The sequence below is a fragment of the Mycolicibacterium arcueilense genome, from assembly GCF_058536225.1.
The window spans coordinates 1-15,128 of sequence record NZ_JBZTYL010000005.1 but is presented as its reverse complement, the minus strand read 5'-3'; the positions used below and the strand labels follow the sequence as shown (position 1 = coordinate 15,128).

Genomic DNA, 15,128 nt, shown 5'->3' with positions numbered 1-15,128 from the left:
CGAATGCAGGCTTCTGGCCTTGTCGCGGATGAACCGCGGAAAGGCCTGCCGGGAGGAGTGGCAATTGAATGCATCCGAAATCGTGCGCGGGGGGCTTCCGGGAGCAGATTCCGGGACCGGTACGGCCCCCGTGCCCGCCGCACCGGTCACCCCGGTTGCCATCATCGGCATGTCCTGCCGGCTTCCGGGTGGCATCGACTCCCCCGAGCGCCTGTGGGAGGCATTGATCCGAGGCGACGACCTGGTCACCGAGGTTCCGCCAGACCGCTGGGACGCCGACGAATACTACGATCCGGAGCCAGGCGTGCCCGGCCGGTCGGTCTCGAAGTGGGGCGCATTCCTCGACGACGTTGCCGGCTTCGACGCTGAGTTCTTCGGAATCAACGAACGTGAAAGTGCCGCACTCGATCCGCAGCAGCGGCTGTTGCTGGAGACTGCATGGGAGGCGATGGAGCACGCCGGACTCACGCGGGATTCGCTTGCCGATTCACTGACAGGTGTGTTCGTCGGGATGACGCACGCCGACTACCAGATGCTGGCAGCTGACGCTCAGGTCCTCGAAGCCGCATATGGCTTCAGCGGCAACAACTTCAGCCTGGCATCGGGCCGGATCGCCTATGCGCTCGGGGTACACGGCCCGGCGCTCACCGTCGACACGGCATGCTCCTCCGGCCTGACGGCGGTGCACCTGGCGTGTCGCAGCCTGCACGAGGGTGAGAGCGATTTCGCCCTGGCGGGCGGCGCCACATTGGCATTGGACCCGCGCAAGTTCGCGTCCGGTTCAGCCGAGGGCATGCTGTCGGCGACCGGGCACTGCCACGCCTTCGATGTCGCGGCCGACGGATTCGTAAGCGGTGAAGGCTGTGTCGTGGTGTTGCTCAAGCGACTCGCCGACGCCGTGCGGGACGGCGACCGTATCCTGGCGGTCGTACGGGGCACAGCCGCCAATCAAGACGGCCACACCGTGAACATCGCAACGCCGTCGGATGCCGCCCAGACCGCGGTCTATCGGGCAGCCCTCGCCGCCGCCGGGGTGGATCCCGGCACCGTCGGAATGGTCGAGGCGCACGGCACCGGGACACCCGTGGGCGACCCCATCGAATACGCCAGTTTGGCCAAGGTTTACGGCATCGACGGCCCATGTGCGCTCGCCTCGGTGAAGACCAACCTCGGGCATGCCCAGGCGGCCTCGGGTGCTGTCGGACTGATGAAGGCGGTCCTCGCCGTGCAGCACGGTGAGGTTCCGCAGAACCTGCATTTCACCCGCCTGCCCGACAAGCTCGCAGAGATTCCGACCAACCTCTTCGTGCCACAGGAGACAACACCGTGGTGCACCAACGGACACCACCCCCGGCGCGCAGCGGTGTCCTCCTACGGGCTCTCGGGTACCAACGTTCACGCGATCGTGGAGCAAGCGCCGCCCGGTGCCTCAGAACGCGGGGCGACCCGGCCGGCGGTGTCCTTGCTGTTCCCGCTGTCATCCACCTCGGCCGAAGAACTGCGTCGCACGGCGGGCCGGCTGGCCGACTGGGTCGAAGCACACGAAGATGTCGACCTGACCGACCTGGCCTATACCTTGGCCTCCCGCCGCGTACACCGACCGGTACGCACCGCCGTCAGTGCCGGCAACCGACCGGAACTTGCTGCCGCCTTGCGCGAGGTCGCCGAGGGTGACACCCCCTATCAAGCCGCAGTGGGGCGCGACGACCGAGGGCCGGTGTGGGTGTTCTCCGGTCAGGGTTCGCAATGGGCCGGAATGGGCGCCGACCTGCTGGCGACCGAACCCGTGTTCGCCGCCACCGTGGCGCAAGCCGAACCGATCATTGCCACAGAGTCGGGATTCTCTGTGACCGAGGCGATGTCGTCGCCGGAAACCGTGACCGGTCAGGACCGGTTACAGCCGACATTGTTCACCATGCAGGTCGCCATGGCCGCCACCATGAGGGCACATGGCGTGCATCCCGGCGCGGTCATCGGCCACTCCCTGGGTGAAGGCGCAGCCGCTGTCGTCGCCGGGGCGCTCTCCCTGGAGGACGGCCTGCGACTCATCTGCCGCCGGTCTCGGCTGATGTCCCGAATCGCCGGCAAAGGCGCCACTGCTGCCGTGGAACTGCCTGCCAAACAAGTACTTTCGGAGTTGACGGGCCGCGGCATCACTGACGTTGTGGTGGCAGTGGTGGCTTCGCCCAAGTCCACTGTTGTCGCCGGCACCACGCAGACCGTGCGAGACCTGGTGGCAGACTGGGAACAACGTGGGATCATGGCCCGCGAAGTCCCCGTCGACGTCGCCTTCCATTCACCGCAGGTGGAACCGATCGTCGGCGATCTCACCGAGGCGCTCGCTGATCTCGAACCCATGACACCGGATATCCCGTTCTACTCCGCGACCCTGTTCGACCCACGCGAGCAGCCGGTGTGCGATGCCCAGTACTGGGTGACCAACATGCGCAAGATGGTGCGCTTCGCCACCGCGGTACAAGCCGCGCTGGAGGACGGCCACCGGGTCTTCGCCGAGCTTTCGCCGCATCCGCTGCTCACCCGGGCCCTGGAACAGACCGCCGCCGGCCGCGAGACACCGATGGCTGCCTTGGCCGCAATGCGTCGTCAACAATCGATGCCGAACGGACTGCGCGGGCTCCTGGTCGACCTTCACAGTGCCGGCGCGGAGGTCGACTTCTCGGTGCTGTGCCCGAGTGGTCAGCTGGTGGATGCGCCGCTGCCGACCTGGACGCACCGCCGGCTGTGGCTCAGCGGTGGTGGCCAGGAAGCCCCGACCCATGGCGGGTGCACCATCGCGGTGCATCCGCTGTTGGGCGCCAACGTCCGGTTGCACGAGGAACCGGAACGCTATGTGTGGCAATCCGATGTCGGTACCGGGGCCCAACCGTGGCTCGGGGATCATCAGGTCCGCTCGGTAGCCGTGCTCCCTGGTGCCGCGTACTGCGAGATGGCGCTGGCTGCCGCACGGACCGTGATCGGTGAGGTCTCCGAAGTCCGCGACATCCGGTTCGAGCAGGCGTTGCTGCTGGACGAGCAGACCATGATCGGTACCTCGGCAACGGTATCTGCTCCCGGTGTCGCCGACCTCACCGTCGAAACCGACGAGGAGGGCCAGCAGACTCGGCATGCAGCGGCTGTCCTGCGGGCCGCGGCGGATGAGATTCCGCCCAGCTATGACATTTCCGCGATCCTGACCGCCCATCCCTGCGAAGAGGATGGCTCCGAGGTGCGTAATCGGGTGGGTCAGCATGGCATTCAGTACGGCCCGGCATTCACCGGTCTCGTCACCGTGCACACCGGCGAGGCAGAGGCGCGCACGGTGCTCGCTGAGGTGGCGCTCCCCCGTTCGATCCGTTCACAGCAGGACGCCTACGGCGTACATCCGGCACTGCTCGATGCTTGCTTCCAATCGGTCGAGGCTCACCCCGATGTCCAGGCACTCGGCGGAGACGTGCTCGGCCTGCCGCTGGGGGTCCGACGGTTGCGCACGTACGGCCCGGCCCGCAACGCGCGCTACTGCTATACGCGGTTGACCGCTGCTGACACCACGGGCATCGAGGCCGACATCGACGTTCTCGATACCGACGGCAATGTGCTGCTGAGCGTGCAGGGTTTGCGCCTGGGCACCGGCGCATCCGCCGGCGCGCACGACGACCAGGTTCTCAGCGAGAGACTGCTCGCCGTCGAATGGCGTCAGCGGGAACTGCCGGACGTCCAGTACGCCGATGCCGGTTCATGGCTGGTGATCAGCGCCGCCGTAGGCCCGGACGTGGTTGCCGACAAGCTGTGCGAGATCCTGAAAGACCGTGGCGCACTGTGCACCAGCATGAGTTGGCCCAACCAGGCCGATGACTCACTCACCTGCGAGCAGCTCGGCAGTCATCTACGGGCGGGCCGCTTCACCGGGGTGGTCATCGTGACCGCGCCGAATGACGGTGAGCACGCCGAGCAGTCACCGTTGTTGGGGCGTGAATACGTTCGTCATCTGGTCCACATGACCCGCGAATTGCCGGAAATAAGCGGCGAACTGCCCCGCCTGTACGTCGTGACCCGTAACGCACAGACGGTGGTGGCCGGCGATGTGGCCAATCTGGATCAAGCCGAACTGCGCGGCCTGATCCGGGTCATCGGCACCGAACACCCGCATCTGGCGGCCACGCAGATCGATGTGGACCAGACCGTCGACGTGGAGCAGTTGGGCGCACAACTGCTCAGCGGATCCGAGGAAGACGAGACCGCATGGCGCAACGGGCGGTGGTACACCGCCCGGCTGTGCCTCGCCCCGCTGCGTCCCGAGGAGCGCCAGACCACCATCGCCCATCACGAACGCGACCGGATGCGGCTGCAGATCCGCACGCCCGGGGACCTGGAGTCGATGGAACTCGTAGCCTGCGAACATGTTCCGCCGGGTGCGGGACAGATCGAGGTCGCAGTCACCGCCTCCAGCATCAACTTCGCCGATGTACTGGTCGCTTTCGGCCGCTACCCCGCCTTCGACGGCCGGCTTCCCCAGCTCGGCATCGACTTCGCCGGGGTGGTGACCGCGGTCGGACCCGACGTCACCGACCACAAGGTCGGTGACCATGTGGGCGGTCTGTGTGCCGAGGGCTGTTGGGGTACGTTCGTCACCTGCGACGCACGGCTGGCCACCACCTTGCCGGCCGGGTTGTCCGATGCCGAGGCAGCGGCGCTGACCATCGCGACCGCGACCGCCTACTACGGCCTCAACGACATGGCCCGTATCAAGGCGGGCGACAAGGTGCTGATCCACTCGGCGACCGGCGGGGTCGGCCAGGCCGCCATGGCCATCGCCCGTGCCGCCGGCGCGGAGATCTTCGCCACGGCCGGCAGTGAGGAGCGCCGGCAGTTGCTGCGGGACATGGGCGTCGATCATGTCTACGACTCGCGCACCCTGGAGTTCGCCGATCGGATTCGCCAGGACACCCAGGGATACGGGGTGGACATTGTGCTCAATTCGGTGACCGGTGCCGCGCAGCGAGCCGGTCTCGAATTGCTGGCGTTCGGTGGGCGATTCGTGGAGATCGGCAAGCGGGACATCTACGGTGACACCCGGTTGGGGCTGTTCCCGTTCCGGCGCAACCTGTCGTTCTACGCCGTCGACCTGGCGCTGATGTCCGTCAGCCATCCGGATCAGCTGCGCGAGCTGCTGTCCACCGTGTATCTGCTGACCGCCGAGGGCGACCTGCCGAGGCCCGAGTTCACCCGGTATCCGCTGGCCGATGCGGCCACCGCCATCCGGATGATCAGCGGTGCGCAGCACACCGGCAAGCTGGTGCTCGACATCCCGCATACCGGTTCCACCCGGCTTGTGGTTCCGCCGTCACAGGTGCGGGTGTACCGGCCGGACGGCGCATACATCGTCACCGGTGGTCTCGGAGGCCTCGGATTGTTCATGGCCGAGAGAATGGCGGCCAACGGATGCGGACGTATCGTGCTGTCCTCTCGATCGCAACCGAGCGAACCGGCATCGAAGATCATCGATCGCATTCGCGCGACCGGCGTCGACGTACTGGTCGAGTGCGGCGACATCGCCGAACCGAGCACCGCCGAACGATTGGTGGCAGTCGCAACCGCCGGCGGGCTCCCGGTGCGGGGCGTGTTGCACGCCGCGGGCGTGATCGAGGATGCCGCGCTGACCAACATCACCGACGAGCTCATCGAACGGGACTGGGCACCAAAGGTCTACGGCGCGTGGAATCTTCACACCGCGACCGCCGACCAGCCTTTGGACTGGTTCTGTTCGTTCTCGTCGGCGGCAGCACTGGTGGGGTCCCCAGGGCAGGGAGCCTACGCCGCGGCCAACAGCTGGCTGGACGCCTTCAGCTTGTGGCGCCGGTCCAAGGGCCTTCCGGGCACCGCCATCGCTTGGGGCGCGTGGGGGCAGATCGGCCGCGGTACCGACCTCGCCGAGAGCGCCGGAATCGCCATCGCGCCTGACGAAGGTGCGTATGCGTTCGAAGCATTGCTGCGTCACGATCGGGCGTACACCGGCTACGCGCCGATCATGGGCACGCCATGGTTGAGCGTGTTCGCCGAACGCAGCCCGTTCGCCGAGGCATTCCGGTCAACCGGTCAAAGTTCGACGGGCACCAGCAAGCTGCACGCCGAACTCCACGAGCTGCCCCCGGAAGAATGGGCCGGCAAGTTGCGGCATGTCATCTCAGATCAGGTCAGCGTGATCCTGCGCCGCAGTGTCGACCCGGACCGCCCGCTCTCCGAGTACGGCATGGATTCACTGGGAGCACTCGAACTACGCACCCGCATCGAGAACGAAACCGGAATACGGATCTCGGCAACGGGAATCACGACGGTGCACGGCTTGGCGGACCTGCTGTACGAAAAGCTCGCACCGGCGGAAGCGGTGTAAGCCATGTGGGGGCCATTACTGCTGCTGGCGGTGTTGTTCACAGTCAATCCCGTGCGCCTCGGGATCATCCTTCTGGTGCTCTCTCGACCACGGCCCATGCAGAATCTGCTCGTTTACTGGATCGGCATCCTCGTGGTCGGCCTTGCCTATCTGCTCATCCCGTTGGTCTTACTCCACTCCACACCGACGTCAGCTGCACTGACGAGGAGTTTCGGGCAGCCGACTGAGAGCCCCACCGTCCAGCTCATTGTGATCACCACAGGTGCGCTGCTGTTGCTGATCGCCATCGTGCTGGTGACCCGCTCGTTCGAGCGGACACCGAGCAGTCGTGCCGCGTACACGCGGGATCGGGGGCAGGACGCGGACGAGCCGGGCGGGAAGTTCGATCTGGCTACGCTGCCGGCCATCTCTCGGCTGGTACGTCCCGCGCAGGATACGGTGCCAGAAAAGAACTCTCGGATTCAACGGATGCTAGCCAGCGCGCGCGACGCGTGGCAGAGCGGCTCGCCGTGGATCTCGCTCATCATTGGCCTCATGGTGTTGCCCGCCGACGGAGTTGTATTTGCCCTGGCCCTCATCGTTGCCTCAGGTGCCGGAATCGCGATGCAAATCGGTGCCGCCATCGTGTTCCTGATCGTCGCGCTCAGCGTTGAAGAAGTCATCCTGGTCAGCAATCTGGTTGCGCCGGAGAAGACCGAAGTGGTGCTGCGGCGTTTGCATGAGCTGGCACTTGCTCACCACCGAAAGTTCATGGCAGCCATCCTGGCATTGGTTGGCGTCTCGCTGATAGTCCGGGCGACCGGCGTCATCTGATGCGCAACGTCCTCGACCTGCTCGATCAGACGATGTTCGACTTCGGGCAAGCTTCAGAATCGACCACGCTTCTGCAGTGTGTCTGGGTGTATGACCATCCTATTGACATCGACGGTCTGCGGCTGTTCCACGGCCATCTTGAGCGGGGACGGTTATCTCGCTGTATAGCAAAGTCTCCGTTGCCGTTCGGCCGCAGCCGCTGGGTGGCAACCGCGTGTTCGTCCGACCTCGAGCTCGTCGAGTCGGCCCGTCCGCGTGAGGCATTCGATGACTGGCTCGACGAGCAGGTCAACTTTCCACTGGACTCCCAGCACGGACCCGCATGGCATCTCGCCACCGCGCCGTTCACCGACGGCGGCGCCGGAGTGAGCCTGGTCATCTCACACTGCCTCGCCGACGGCGTCGGGCTGTGGCAGGCGATGGCAGATGCCGCACTCGGCCGCGACGACCCGATCACCTGGCCGGACCCCACATCACGCGGGCGGTGGCAAGCCATCTGCCAAGACACCGGCCAAACCCTGAGAGACATCCCCGCCATCAGCCGTGCCATTGGTTCGGCAATTCGTTTCAGCCGGAAGAGTCGCAACGGCGCCAAGGCCGGCACAGCTCCGAAGGCCAAGTCACCTGCTCCACCAGTCGGAACCGAAGATTCGTACAACCTCCCGGTGGCAACGGTATTCGTCGACGCCGACGAGTGGGACGCCCGCGCCCGAGCACTCGGCGGAACGCGCAACACCCTGCTCGTAGGCCTGGCTTCTCTCCTCGCCCAGCGCGCCGGACGAGTGGCCACCGACGGTTCCGTGGTCGTGACACTTCCGGTGAACGAGCGCACCCCAGACGACACCCGCGCCAACGCCATCAGCGGCGTCCGGGTCACCATTGACCCCGCATCCGCGACAACCGACCTGAGCGACATCCGGGCCACGGTGAAACAAGCGCTGATTCGTCACCGGGAGGTGCCCGACTCCGACGAGGCACTGAACGCGCTGGTCCCGCTGTTGTCCAAGCGCCTCCTCATGGCTGCCCGCAGTGCGACACGAGGTGCCGCGTTCAACCTCGTCGGCGCATCGAACGTCGGAGAGGTCGACGCCGACGCCGGCCGGCCAGACGGCACACCAGCCGAGTCCTTTGCCCTCAGACTGCACCACTTGGGTGTAGACAGGCCGGCGATGCAGCAGTACGGGGGATTACAGACCATGCTGTCGGGAACGGTGCAGGGGCGGGTTTTCGTCTCGCTGATTTCTTACCTCCCAGGCCGCCTCAACTCCAAAGATGAACTACGTCGGCAGCTTTCCACTGCCTTGAGCGAGTACTCGCTCGCCGGCACGTATCTGTGATCGGGACGAATTGAGCGATACGTCTTCCTCACAGACCTCAGCAGCCCGTCGGTGACTCTCAGCGACTTCGCCGGCGGAGGTATTCGGCACCCCCGACAGTCGTCGTCGAGCCCGGTCGGTCACCTTTCCTGCAGAATGGCGAAACCAGTTGTGCGGCAACGGGTTCTGCCACATTTTGGTGCGCCGGCAAGATACATCGGCCCGTTCCGACTCCGCCGCCGGAGCACAAACCCGAAAGGCCGAGGGCCCGAGTGGGCGGCAATGCGCCACGATTGCCTCCGTTCGATATTTGCACCCGCACACAATGCGGCTCGGGCCGTGAAGAAAGCCGTAAAACCAATAGAGCCCGTAAGAATTCACCTGTATTCTGAAGCTCAGACAAATCATTACGGGATCCCGGGGAGGGTCCATGAAATCAATCCTCAAAATGCTGACGTCAGGCTTTCTTCTGATGCTGGGCCTTTGGTTGCTCCTGTTTGCCCCGGCGGGCACACTGGACCATTGGAAAGCATGGCTCTTTTTCGCAGTGATAATTATCTCCTCGTGGGTCTCGAGTCTCTATCTCCTACGCAGGTCACCCGCGGTGCTCGAACGCCGCATGCTTGCCACCGAAACGCGGCCGGTGCAGAAGCTCCTGGCCGGTACGAATTATTTTTTCTGGCTTGCGCTGGTCGTCGTCAGCGCGCTCGACCACCGATTTGGATGGTCGTCGGTCCCGACCCATATCTCCATAATGGGATTTATTCTGATTTTGATTGCGATTGTCGGCATAACACTGGTTTTCGCGCAGAATACTCATGCAGCCACGACCATCCGAGTGGAAGAAGACCAACCACTCGTCTCTACCGGAATATACGGTCGAGTACGGCACCCCATGTACACGTTTACCACCTGCCTGTATTTAGGCACTCCACTTGCGCTCGGATCCTATTGGGGTCTGATTTTCACAGTTCCCGCCCTTATAATCTTCGCGCTGCGAATCCGCGACGAAGAAAAGTTGCTCAAAGAAGAGTTGTTCGGTTACCACGACTACATGCAGAAAGTTCCGCACCGCCTGGTGCCGGGCATTTGGTGACCAGAACCGCCGATACCCTGGAGGCCTCGCGGAATGCTTCGAAAAGGCCGTTCACCCCGCGGTTTTGACGAACTGTCCACCCATCACGAGGTCAACAAGCTCTTGAGCTTGTTACCGTATTGACTCAGCGACTTAGCGGTCAACATCTCGTAGTGCGCACTGTCAACCGTATGAGCAGAAATCTCACCAGAAATGTAAGGTCGCCAGTTCTCAAGACGGGACTTAGCGGTCCGTCGCGCTCGCCATCGCCTAGACCAAGGTCCGATACCCACGCCGCCGTCTTTCAGATTAGGCGCAGCAGAAAACATCACCATATCGCCATCGAACACATCGGGCGTGTGTTCTGCGAGACACTGCTGATTTATACCGACGCTTTGGATCATGAACTCGAGCAGCGCCTGAGCCGGAGAAGTAAGCTTCGCCCCTCGACGCCGAATGAGCATCTCAGCCTGTCGATACGCGAGAAGTTTCCAAGGAGCAGGGACCGCCATATTGTTGGTCTGCAAGATGAATCCCAAAACCCGCCCCTCGGCCACTCGGCGATTTCTTCCGACGACTCGCCCAACGCGCTTCGTAAACCAGTTCCTGCTCAATACAGCATCTATCAACACAAGGTTCCGGACGTCACATCCCCGATGCTGAAGCTCTACCGCGAGCGCCTGAGCGGCTACGCCACCGAAAGACCATCCGAGAATCCGATAGGGACCATTCGGATAAAGATGTTGTACGCGGTTTGCATAACTGGCCGCCATGCTTCGGATCGAGGAGAATTCAACGCCCAGGTCTTCCGGTATTTGATTGATTCCGACGATAGGACCATCCGCGTAATCACCTAGAGCACGATACTGCCGGCTCATCCCGAACCCGTCGTGGATACAAATCAACGGAATTCCGGAGCCCTCTTTGAGAACCTCAACAGGGGCCACTTGCTCTGCATTATCGTCGACCGCGGACACCTCATGGTCAAGGCACTCAGCCAACCGACCGACTGTGGGCGCGCCGAACAGATACCGTACCGGTACGTCGCGGCCGAGTTCCGGCTGCAGTCGCGCACACACTTGAGTGGCTGTCAACGAATCTCCACCGAGGGCGAAGAAGTCGTCATCGAGGCCGACCTGCCCGAGTCCCAGCACATCAGCGAATGCCTCGCCGATCGCCTTCTCGACCACGGTCTGCGGCGCCCGGAAGACTGCATTGGCGAACAACGGTTCTGGCAACGACTTACGGTCGATCTTGCCTGATGTGGTCAGAGGAAACTCCTCGACAACGATGATCTGGGTCGGCACCATGTATTCGGGCAAGCGGTCAGCCAGCCACTGCCGGACTTCGTTGACCTTGCCGTTGGCGTCGGGATCGTTGGAGTACGAGGTGCGCTGCTGGTTTCGGACGGCCGGCAGATACAGATCGGTCTGTACCGGAACGGATACGTCATCGGTGGTTGCCGTGTAGATCGCGTCGACCGTGCCCGGCTGAGCACCCCATGTGACCACGGTCCGATATCCGAGTGCCTCACCGAGCCGATACAACTGCTCAGGCAGAACTGCCCCATCGATGTCGGCGATGTCGGCGAAGGACTCACCGGCCGCCAATGCACGTTCGGCAGCCACGTCGGCGATCACCCCGGCGCGTGGAATTGCGCTGACTCGCATCATCGCCGGACGCTGAGCCCGCAGTTTGGCATCCAACCCGCTCAGGCTGGCGCAGTCCGTCCATGGCCAGGTGGGTACTGCGGCCAACGAACGCACCGGCGTCGGAGCCTTGTGGATGACGACGTCGTAGCGGTAGCGGGACAACTCATTGTCGTATTCACCGCGCTTGACCTGGATATCCAACCCGGCCACCGACGAATGCCTGGTCGCCCACGTAGTGAAAAACTCTGGCGCCAAGAGCAATTCGGGGTCGCCCAGGACGGACCGCTGCACCCGGCGGCGAATATCCTCGATATCGTCACTGCCGTTACGTGCCATCGCTACGGCGGTCTGGAATGCCCCCTGCAGGCTGTGATTGCGCACATCTCCGAGGAAGAGTTTTCCGCCGGCGGCCAGCAACCCGAATGCCCGGTCTATCACCTCGTCCAGGTAGCCGGAATTAGGGAAGTACTGGATCACGGAGTTCAGGATGATCGTGTCGAAATAGTCCACCGGGAGTGAATCGGTGACATGCGCGGGCCGGGCCAGCAGCCGAACCCGGTACCGCCACGGAACTTTCTGCTCCTCCAAAGAGTGCGCCAGCTTGTCGATGGCCACGGCCGACATGTCGGTGCCCACATAGAGCTCGCAGTGGGGGGCGACTTGGGAGAGCACAAGGCCCGAACCGGCACCGATTTCGAGCACCCGCTGCGGTTTCAGGGCCAGAATTCGGTCCACCGTAGCCGACTGCCACTCCTGCATCTCCGCCAGCGGAATCGCCTCGCCGGTGTAGCTGCTGTTCCATCCTCGGAAATCACCGCCGATCTTCGGATCCTCGAGCTCGGCGTCATACAACTCGTCGTACATCTGCTGCCACTGATCGATGACTTCGGCATCGTGATCGGAGGTGCTGTTTTGCTCCAATGCCACGTAGGCAACCAGATGGTCGGCGGTATCACGGTGATACACCGCCGCGGCGGCACGCCTGACCTGCGGGCACACCAGCATCGCGTTCTCGATCTCGGCGAGTTCCAACCGCTGTCCACGCAGTTTGACCTGCGCATCGGCCCGGCCCAGGTACTCCAACGTCCCCCGCTGAGCCCAGCGCACGACGTCACCGGTGCGATACATGCGCGTGCCCGGAACCGTGGAACCTCCGAAGGGGTTGGCCACGAAGCGGTCTGCGGTCAGATCGGCCCGGCCCACGTACCCACGCGCCAATGCCGGCCCGGCCAGATACAACTCCCCGACCACGCCGATCGGCACCGGCTTCAGCCGCGCGTCGAGCACCAACGCGCAGACACCGGCAATCGGCGCACCGATGTCCACAGGCCCTCCCGAAGACAACGGCGGGGTGCAGGTCGACCAGATGGTGCCCTCGGTGGGGCCGTACGCGTTGAACATCGCCCGGCCGGGCGCCCAGGCGGCCACCAACTCCGCAGGGCAGGCCTCACCCGCGGTGATCAACGTCGTGAGTCGTCCATCCAGGTTGGTCTGGTCGAGGGTGGCCAGGACTGTCGGGGTGATCACGGCCGCATCGACGTGAGCATCCTTCACCAGCGCTGTCAGCGCAGCTCCCGCATAGGAATTCGACGGCGCCACCACCAACGCTGCCCTGGAGCCCACCGCCAACAGCACCTCGAAGACCGAGGCATCGAAGGTCGGCGCGGCCACCATCAACACCCGAGCATTCGGCCGCAAGCCGAACGCGGTCCGCTGCGCGGCCGCCACACCCAGCAGACCGGCGTGGGTGACCGCCACGCCCTTCGGCGTTCCCGTGGATCCTGACGTGAAGATCACGTATGCGGCATCGTCGGTCCGCGACGGCGCCAGGCGCTCCATGTCCGTAATCGGGTCTTCGGACCGGGACGAGAGATCGAGGGTATCGAGACGGAGCACGGGGCACTCACCGGTCCCGGCGACGGCGTCCGCGCCACGCGTCAGCACGCATACGGCCGTGACAGTGTCGAGAACCATGGCGATCCGTTCAGCCGGATGACCGGGATCGACGGGAACGTACACACCTCCGGCCTTGAGTACCGCCCACCATGCCGTCACCAGTTCAGCCGACCTACCCATCGCCACGACGACCGCACACTCCGGCCCGACACCCGCTGCGATCAATGCCCGCGCCAACCGGTTGGACACCTGATCCAACTCGCGATACGACAGCTGCTGCCGCTCATCCACGAGCGCCGTCGCATCCGGATCTGCGGCCACCGCCGCGGCCAACAACTCAGGCCCCAATCCCACCGGAGCACCCGTCTCGGCACCAGACCAGCTGTGCAGCAGCAGATTCCGCTCATCGCATTCAAGCAGTGCCACATCGCCCACCACCACCGACGAATCAGCCGCCACCGCCTCGACCACCCGGCCGAACCACCCCACCAACCGTTCGATACTGGAGCGGTCATACAGATCGGTGGCATAGGTCACGATCCCGGTGGCCATCGGCGCACCCGAATCCTGGTCAGGAACCTCCCTGATGTCGAAATCCAGATCAAACTTGGCGGTGTGGGTCAGCACCGTCACCGGTTCGATGACCACTCCGTCGAGAGACACCTCGGGGAGCGCATTGTTCTGGAAGGCAAGGGCTACCTGGAACAACGGATGATGCGACGTCGACCGCGTCGGGTTGAGTTGCTCCACCAGCAACTCGAAGGGCACGTCCTGATTCGCATAAGCCCCCAGTGCCTTCTGCCGAACTCGATCGACGACATCGCTGAACCGCTCTTGGGAATTGACCTCGGAGCGCAGCACCCAGGTGTTCACGAAGAAGCCCACCAGGTCTTCCAACGCGGTATCCACCCGGCCGGCGATCGGCGTACCCAGCGCCACGTCTTCGCCGGCTCCGGCCAGATGCATCACCACCGCCGCAGCGGCTTGCAACACCATCGACACAGTGGCGTGGTGGTCCACCGCGACTGCCTTGAGCCCAGCCCACAACTCAGGCTCGATGCGCAGGTCGACCACGTCACCGTGATAACTCGGCACCGGCGGCCGAGGCCGGTCGGCCGGTAGCGAAACCACCTCGGGCAGGTCCGCCAACTCGTTCCGCCAGTACGCCAACTGCCCGGCGATCCGGCTGTCAGGGTCCGCCAGATCTCCCAGATGATCGCGCTGCCAAAGGGCGTAATCGGCATATTGCACCGGCAACGGCGTCCAGTCAGGAACCTGCCCGCCACACCTGGCGGCGTAGGCGACTCCGACGTCACGCACGATCGGAGCCATCGACCAGCCATCAAACGCGATGTGGTGCAACACGATCCCGAGGACGTGCTGTTCAGGGCCGACCTCGAAGATCTGGGCTCGGACCGGCACCTCTGCCGACAAGACAAATCGATGCCCGGCCAACGCCACCAAACCGCCTGCGACGTCGCCTGCCGACGCCGACATGTTCTCCGCGTCCGAAGGCCTCCACATTCCCGCCCGCGCCGGCAATATCGTCTGCGAGGGCACTCCGTCGACGTCGACGAACACCGTACGCAGCGACTCGTGGCGCGCAATCACATCGTCAAGCGCCGATTCAAGCGCCTGACGGTCCAGCACACCGTTGATCTTGAAGGCGATCGGCATGTTGTACGTTGCCGCCCCGCCCTCGAACTGATCCAGGAACCACAGCCGCTGTTGGGCATATGACAACGGAATGACCGCCGGACGCTGCCGCGGGGTCAGCGGCTCACGACCACCCGAGCCCACCTTGATGAGGAGCGCGAGTTGGGCGATGGCGGGTGCATCGAACAGGGTTCGGACGGCCACTTCAGCATCCAGGCGGGCATCGACTGCGGCGAGCAGTCGCATCGCCGACAACGAATCTCCGCCCAGGTCGAAGAAGGAGTCATCCACCCCGACCCGCTCCAACCCCAACACCTCGGCGTAGATGCCGG

At 64.2% G+C, this 15,128-nt stretch carries 5 protein-coding genes; 4 read left to right on the top strand and 1 reads right to left on the bottom strand.

Going from position 1 to position 15,128, the window contains the following annotated elements; all coding sequences use genetic code 11:
* The first annotated feature begins 82 nt into the window (after positions 1-82).
* The 4 genes from pks2 (at position 83) to AC4LGL_RS00995 (ending at position 9,613) form a co-directional block, all read left to right on the top strand.
* Positions 83-6,388: a sulfolipid-1 biosynthesis phthioceranic/hydroxyphthioceranic acid synthase gene (gene pks2 / locus AC4LGL_RS01010; RefSeq protein WP_491837547.1), complete on the top strand. Its 6,306-nt coding sequence runs from the start codon at positions 83-85 to the stop codon at positions 6,386-6,388.
* 3 nt (positions 6,389-6,391) lie between these two features.
* Positions 6,392-7,201 (top strand): GAP family protein, encoded by an 810-nt coding sequence (locus AC4LGL_RS01005; RefSeq protein WP_491837225.1) that lies wholly within the window; start codon positions 6,392-6,394, stop codon positions 7,199-7,201.
* The gene (locus AC4LGL_RS01000; protein ID WP_491837224.1) at positions 7,201-8,538 is read left to right on the top strand and encodes a WS/DGAT/MGAT family O-acyltransferase; all 1,338 of its coding nucleotides are present in this window, start codon (positions 7,201-7,203) and stop codon (positions 8,536-8,538) included. The genes AC4LGL_RS01005 and AC4LGL_RS01000 overlap by 1 nt, the downstream gene beginning before the upstream one ends.
* A gap of 409 nt (positions 8,539-8,947) precedes the next feature.
* Entirely contained in the window at positions 8,948-9,613 is a 666-nt protein-coding gene (locus tag AC4LGL_RS00995; protein WP_491837223.1) for a methyltransferase family protein, read from the top strand.
* A gap of 83 nt (positions 9,614-9,696) precedes the next feature.
* On the opposite strand, the gene AC4LGL_RS00990 is transcribed toward AC4LGL_RS00995, so the two are convergent.
* Positions 9,697-15,128: non-ribosomal peptide synthetase (locus AC4LGL_RS00990; protein ID WP_491837222.1), on the bottom strand; the 5,432-nt coding region annotated here is incomplete at its 5' end.

What these genes read in the sequence shown, in the direction of transcription:
- AC4LGL_RS01005 (WP_491837225.1), top strand. Translation starts at nt 6,392, where the DNA reads ATGTGGGGGCCATTACTGCTGCTGGCGGTGTTGTTCACAGTCAATCCC.
- AC4LGL_RS01000 (WP_491837224.1), top strand. Translation starts at nt 7,201, where the DNA reads ATGCGCAACGTCCTCGACCTGCTCGATCAGACGATGTTCGACTTCGGG.
- AC4LGL_RS00995 (WP_491837223.1), top strand. Translation starts at nt 8,948, where the DNA reads ATGAAATCAATCCTCAAAATGCTGACGTCAGGCTTTCTTCTGATGCTG.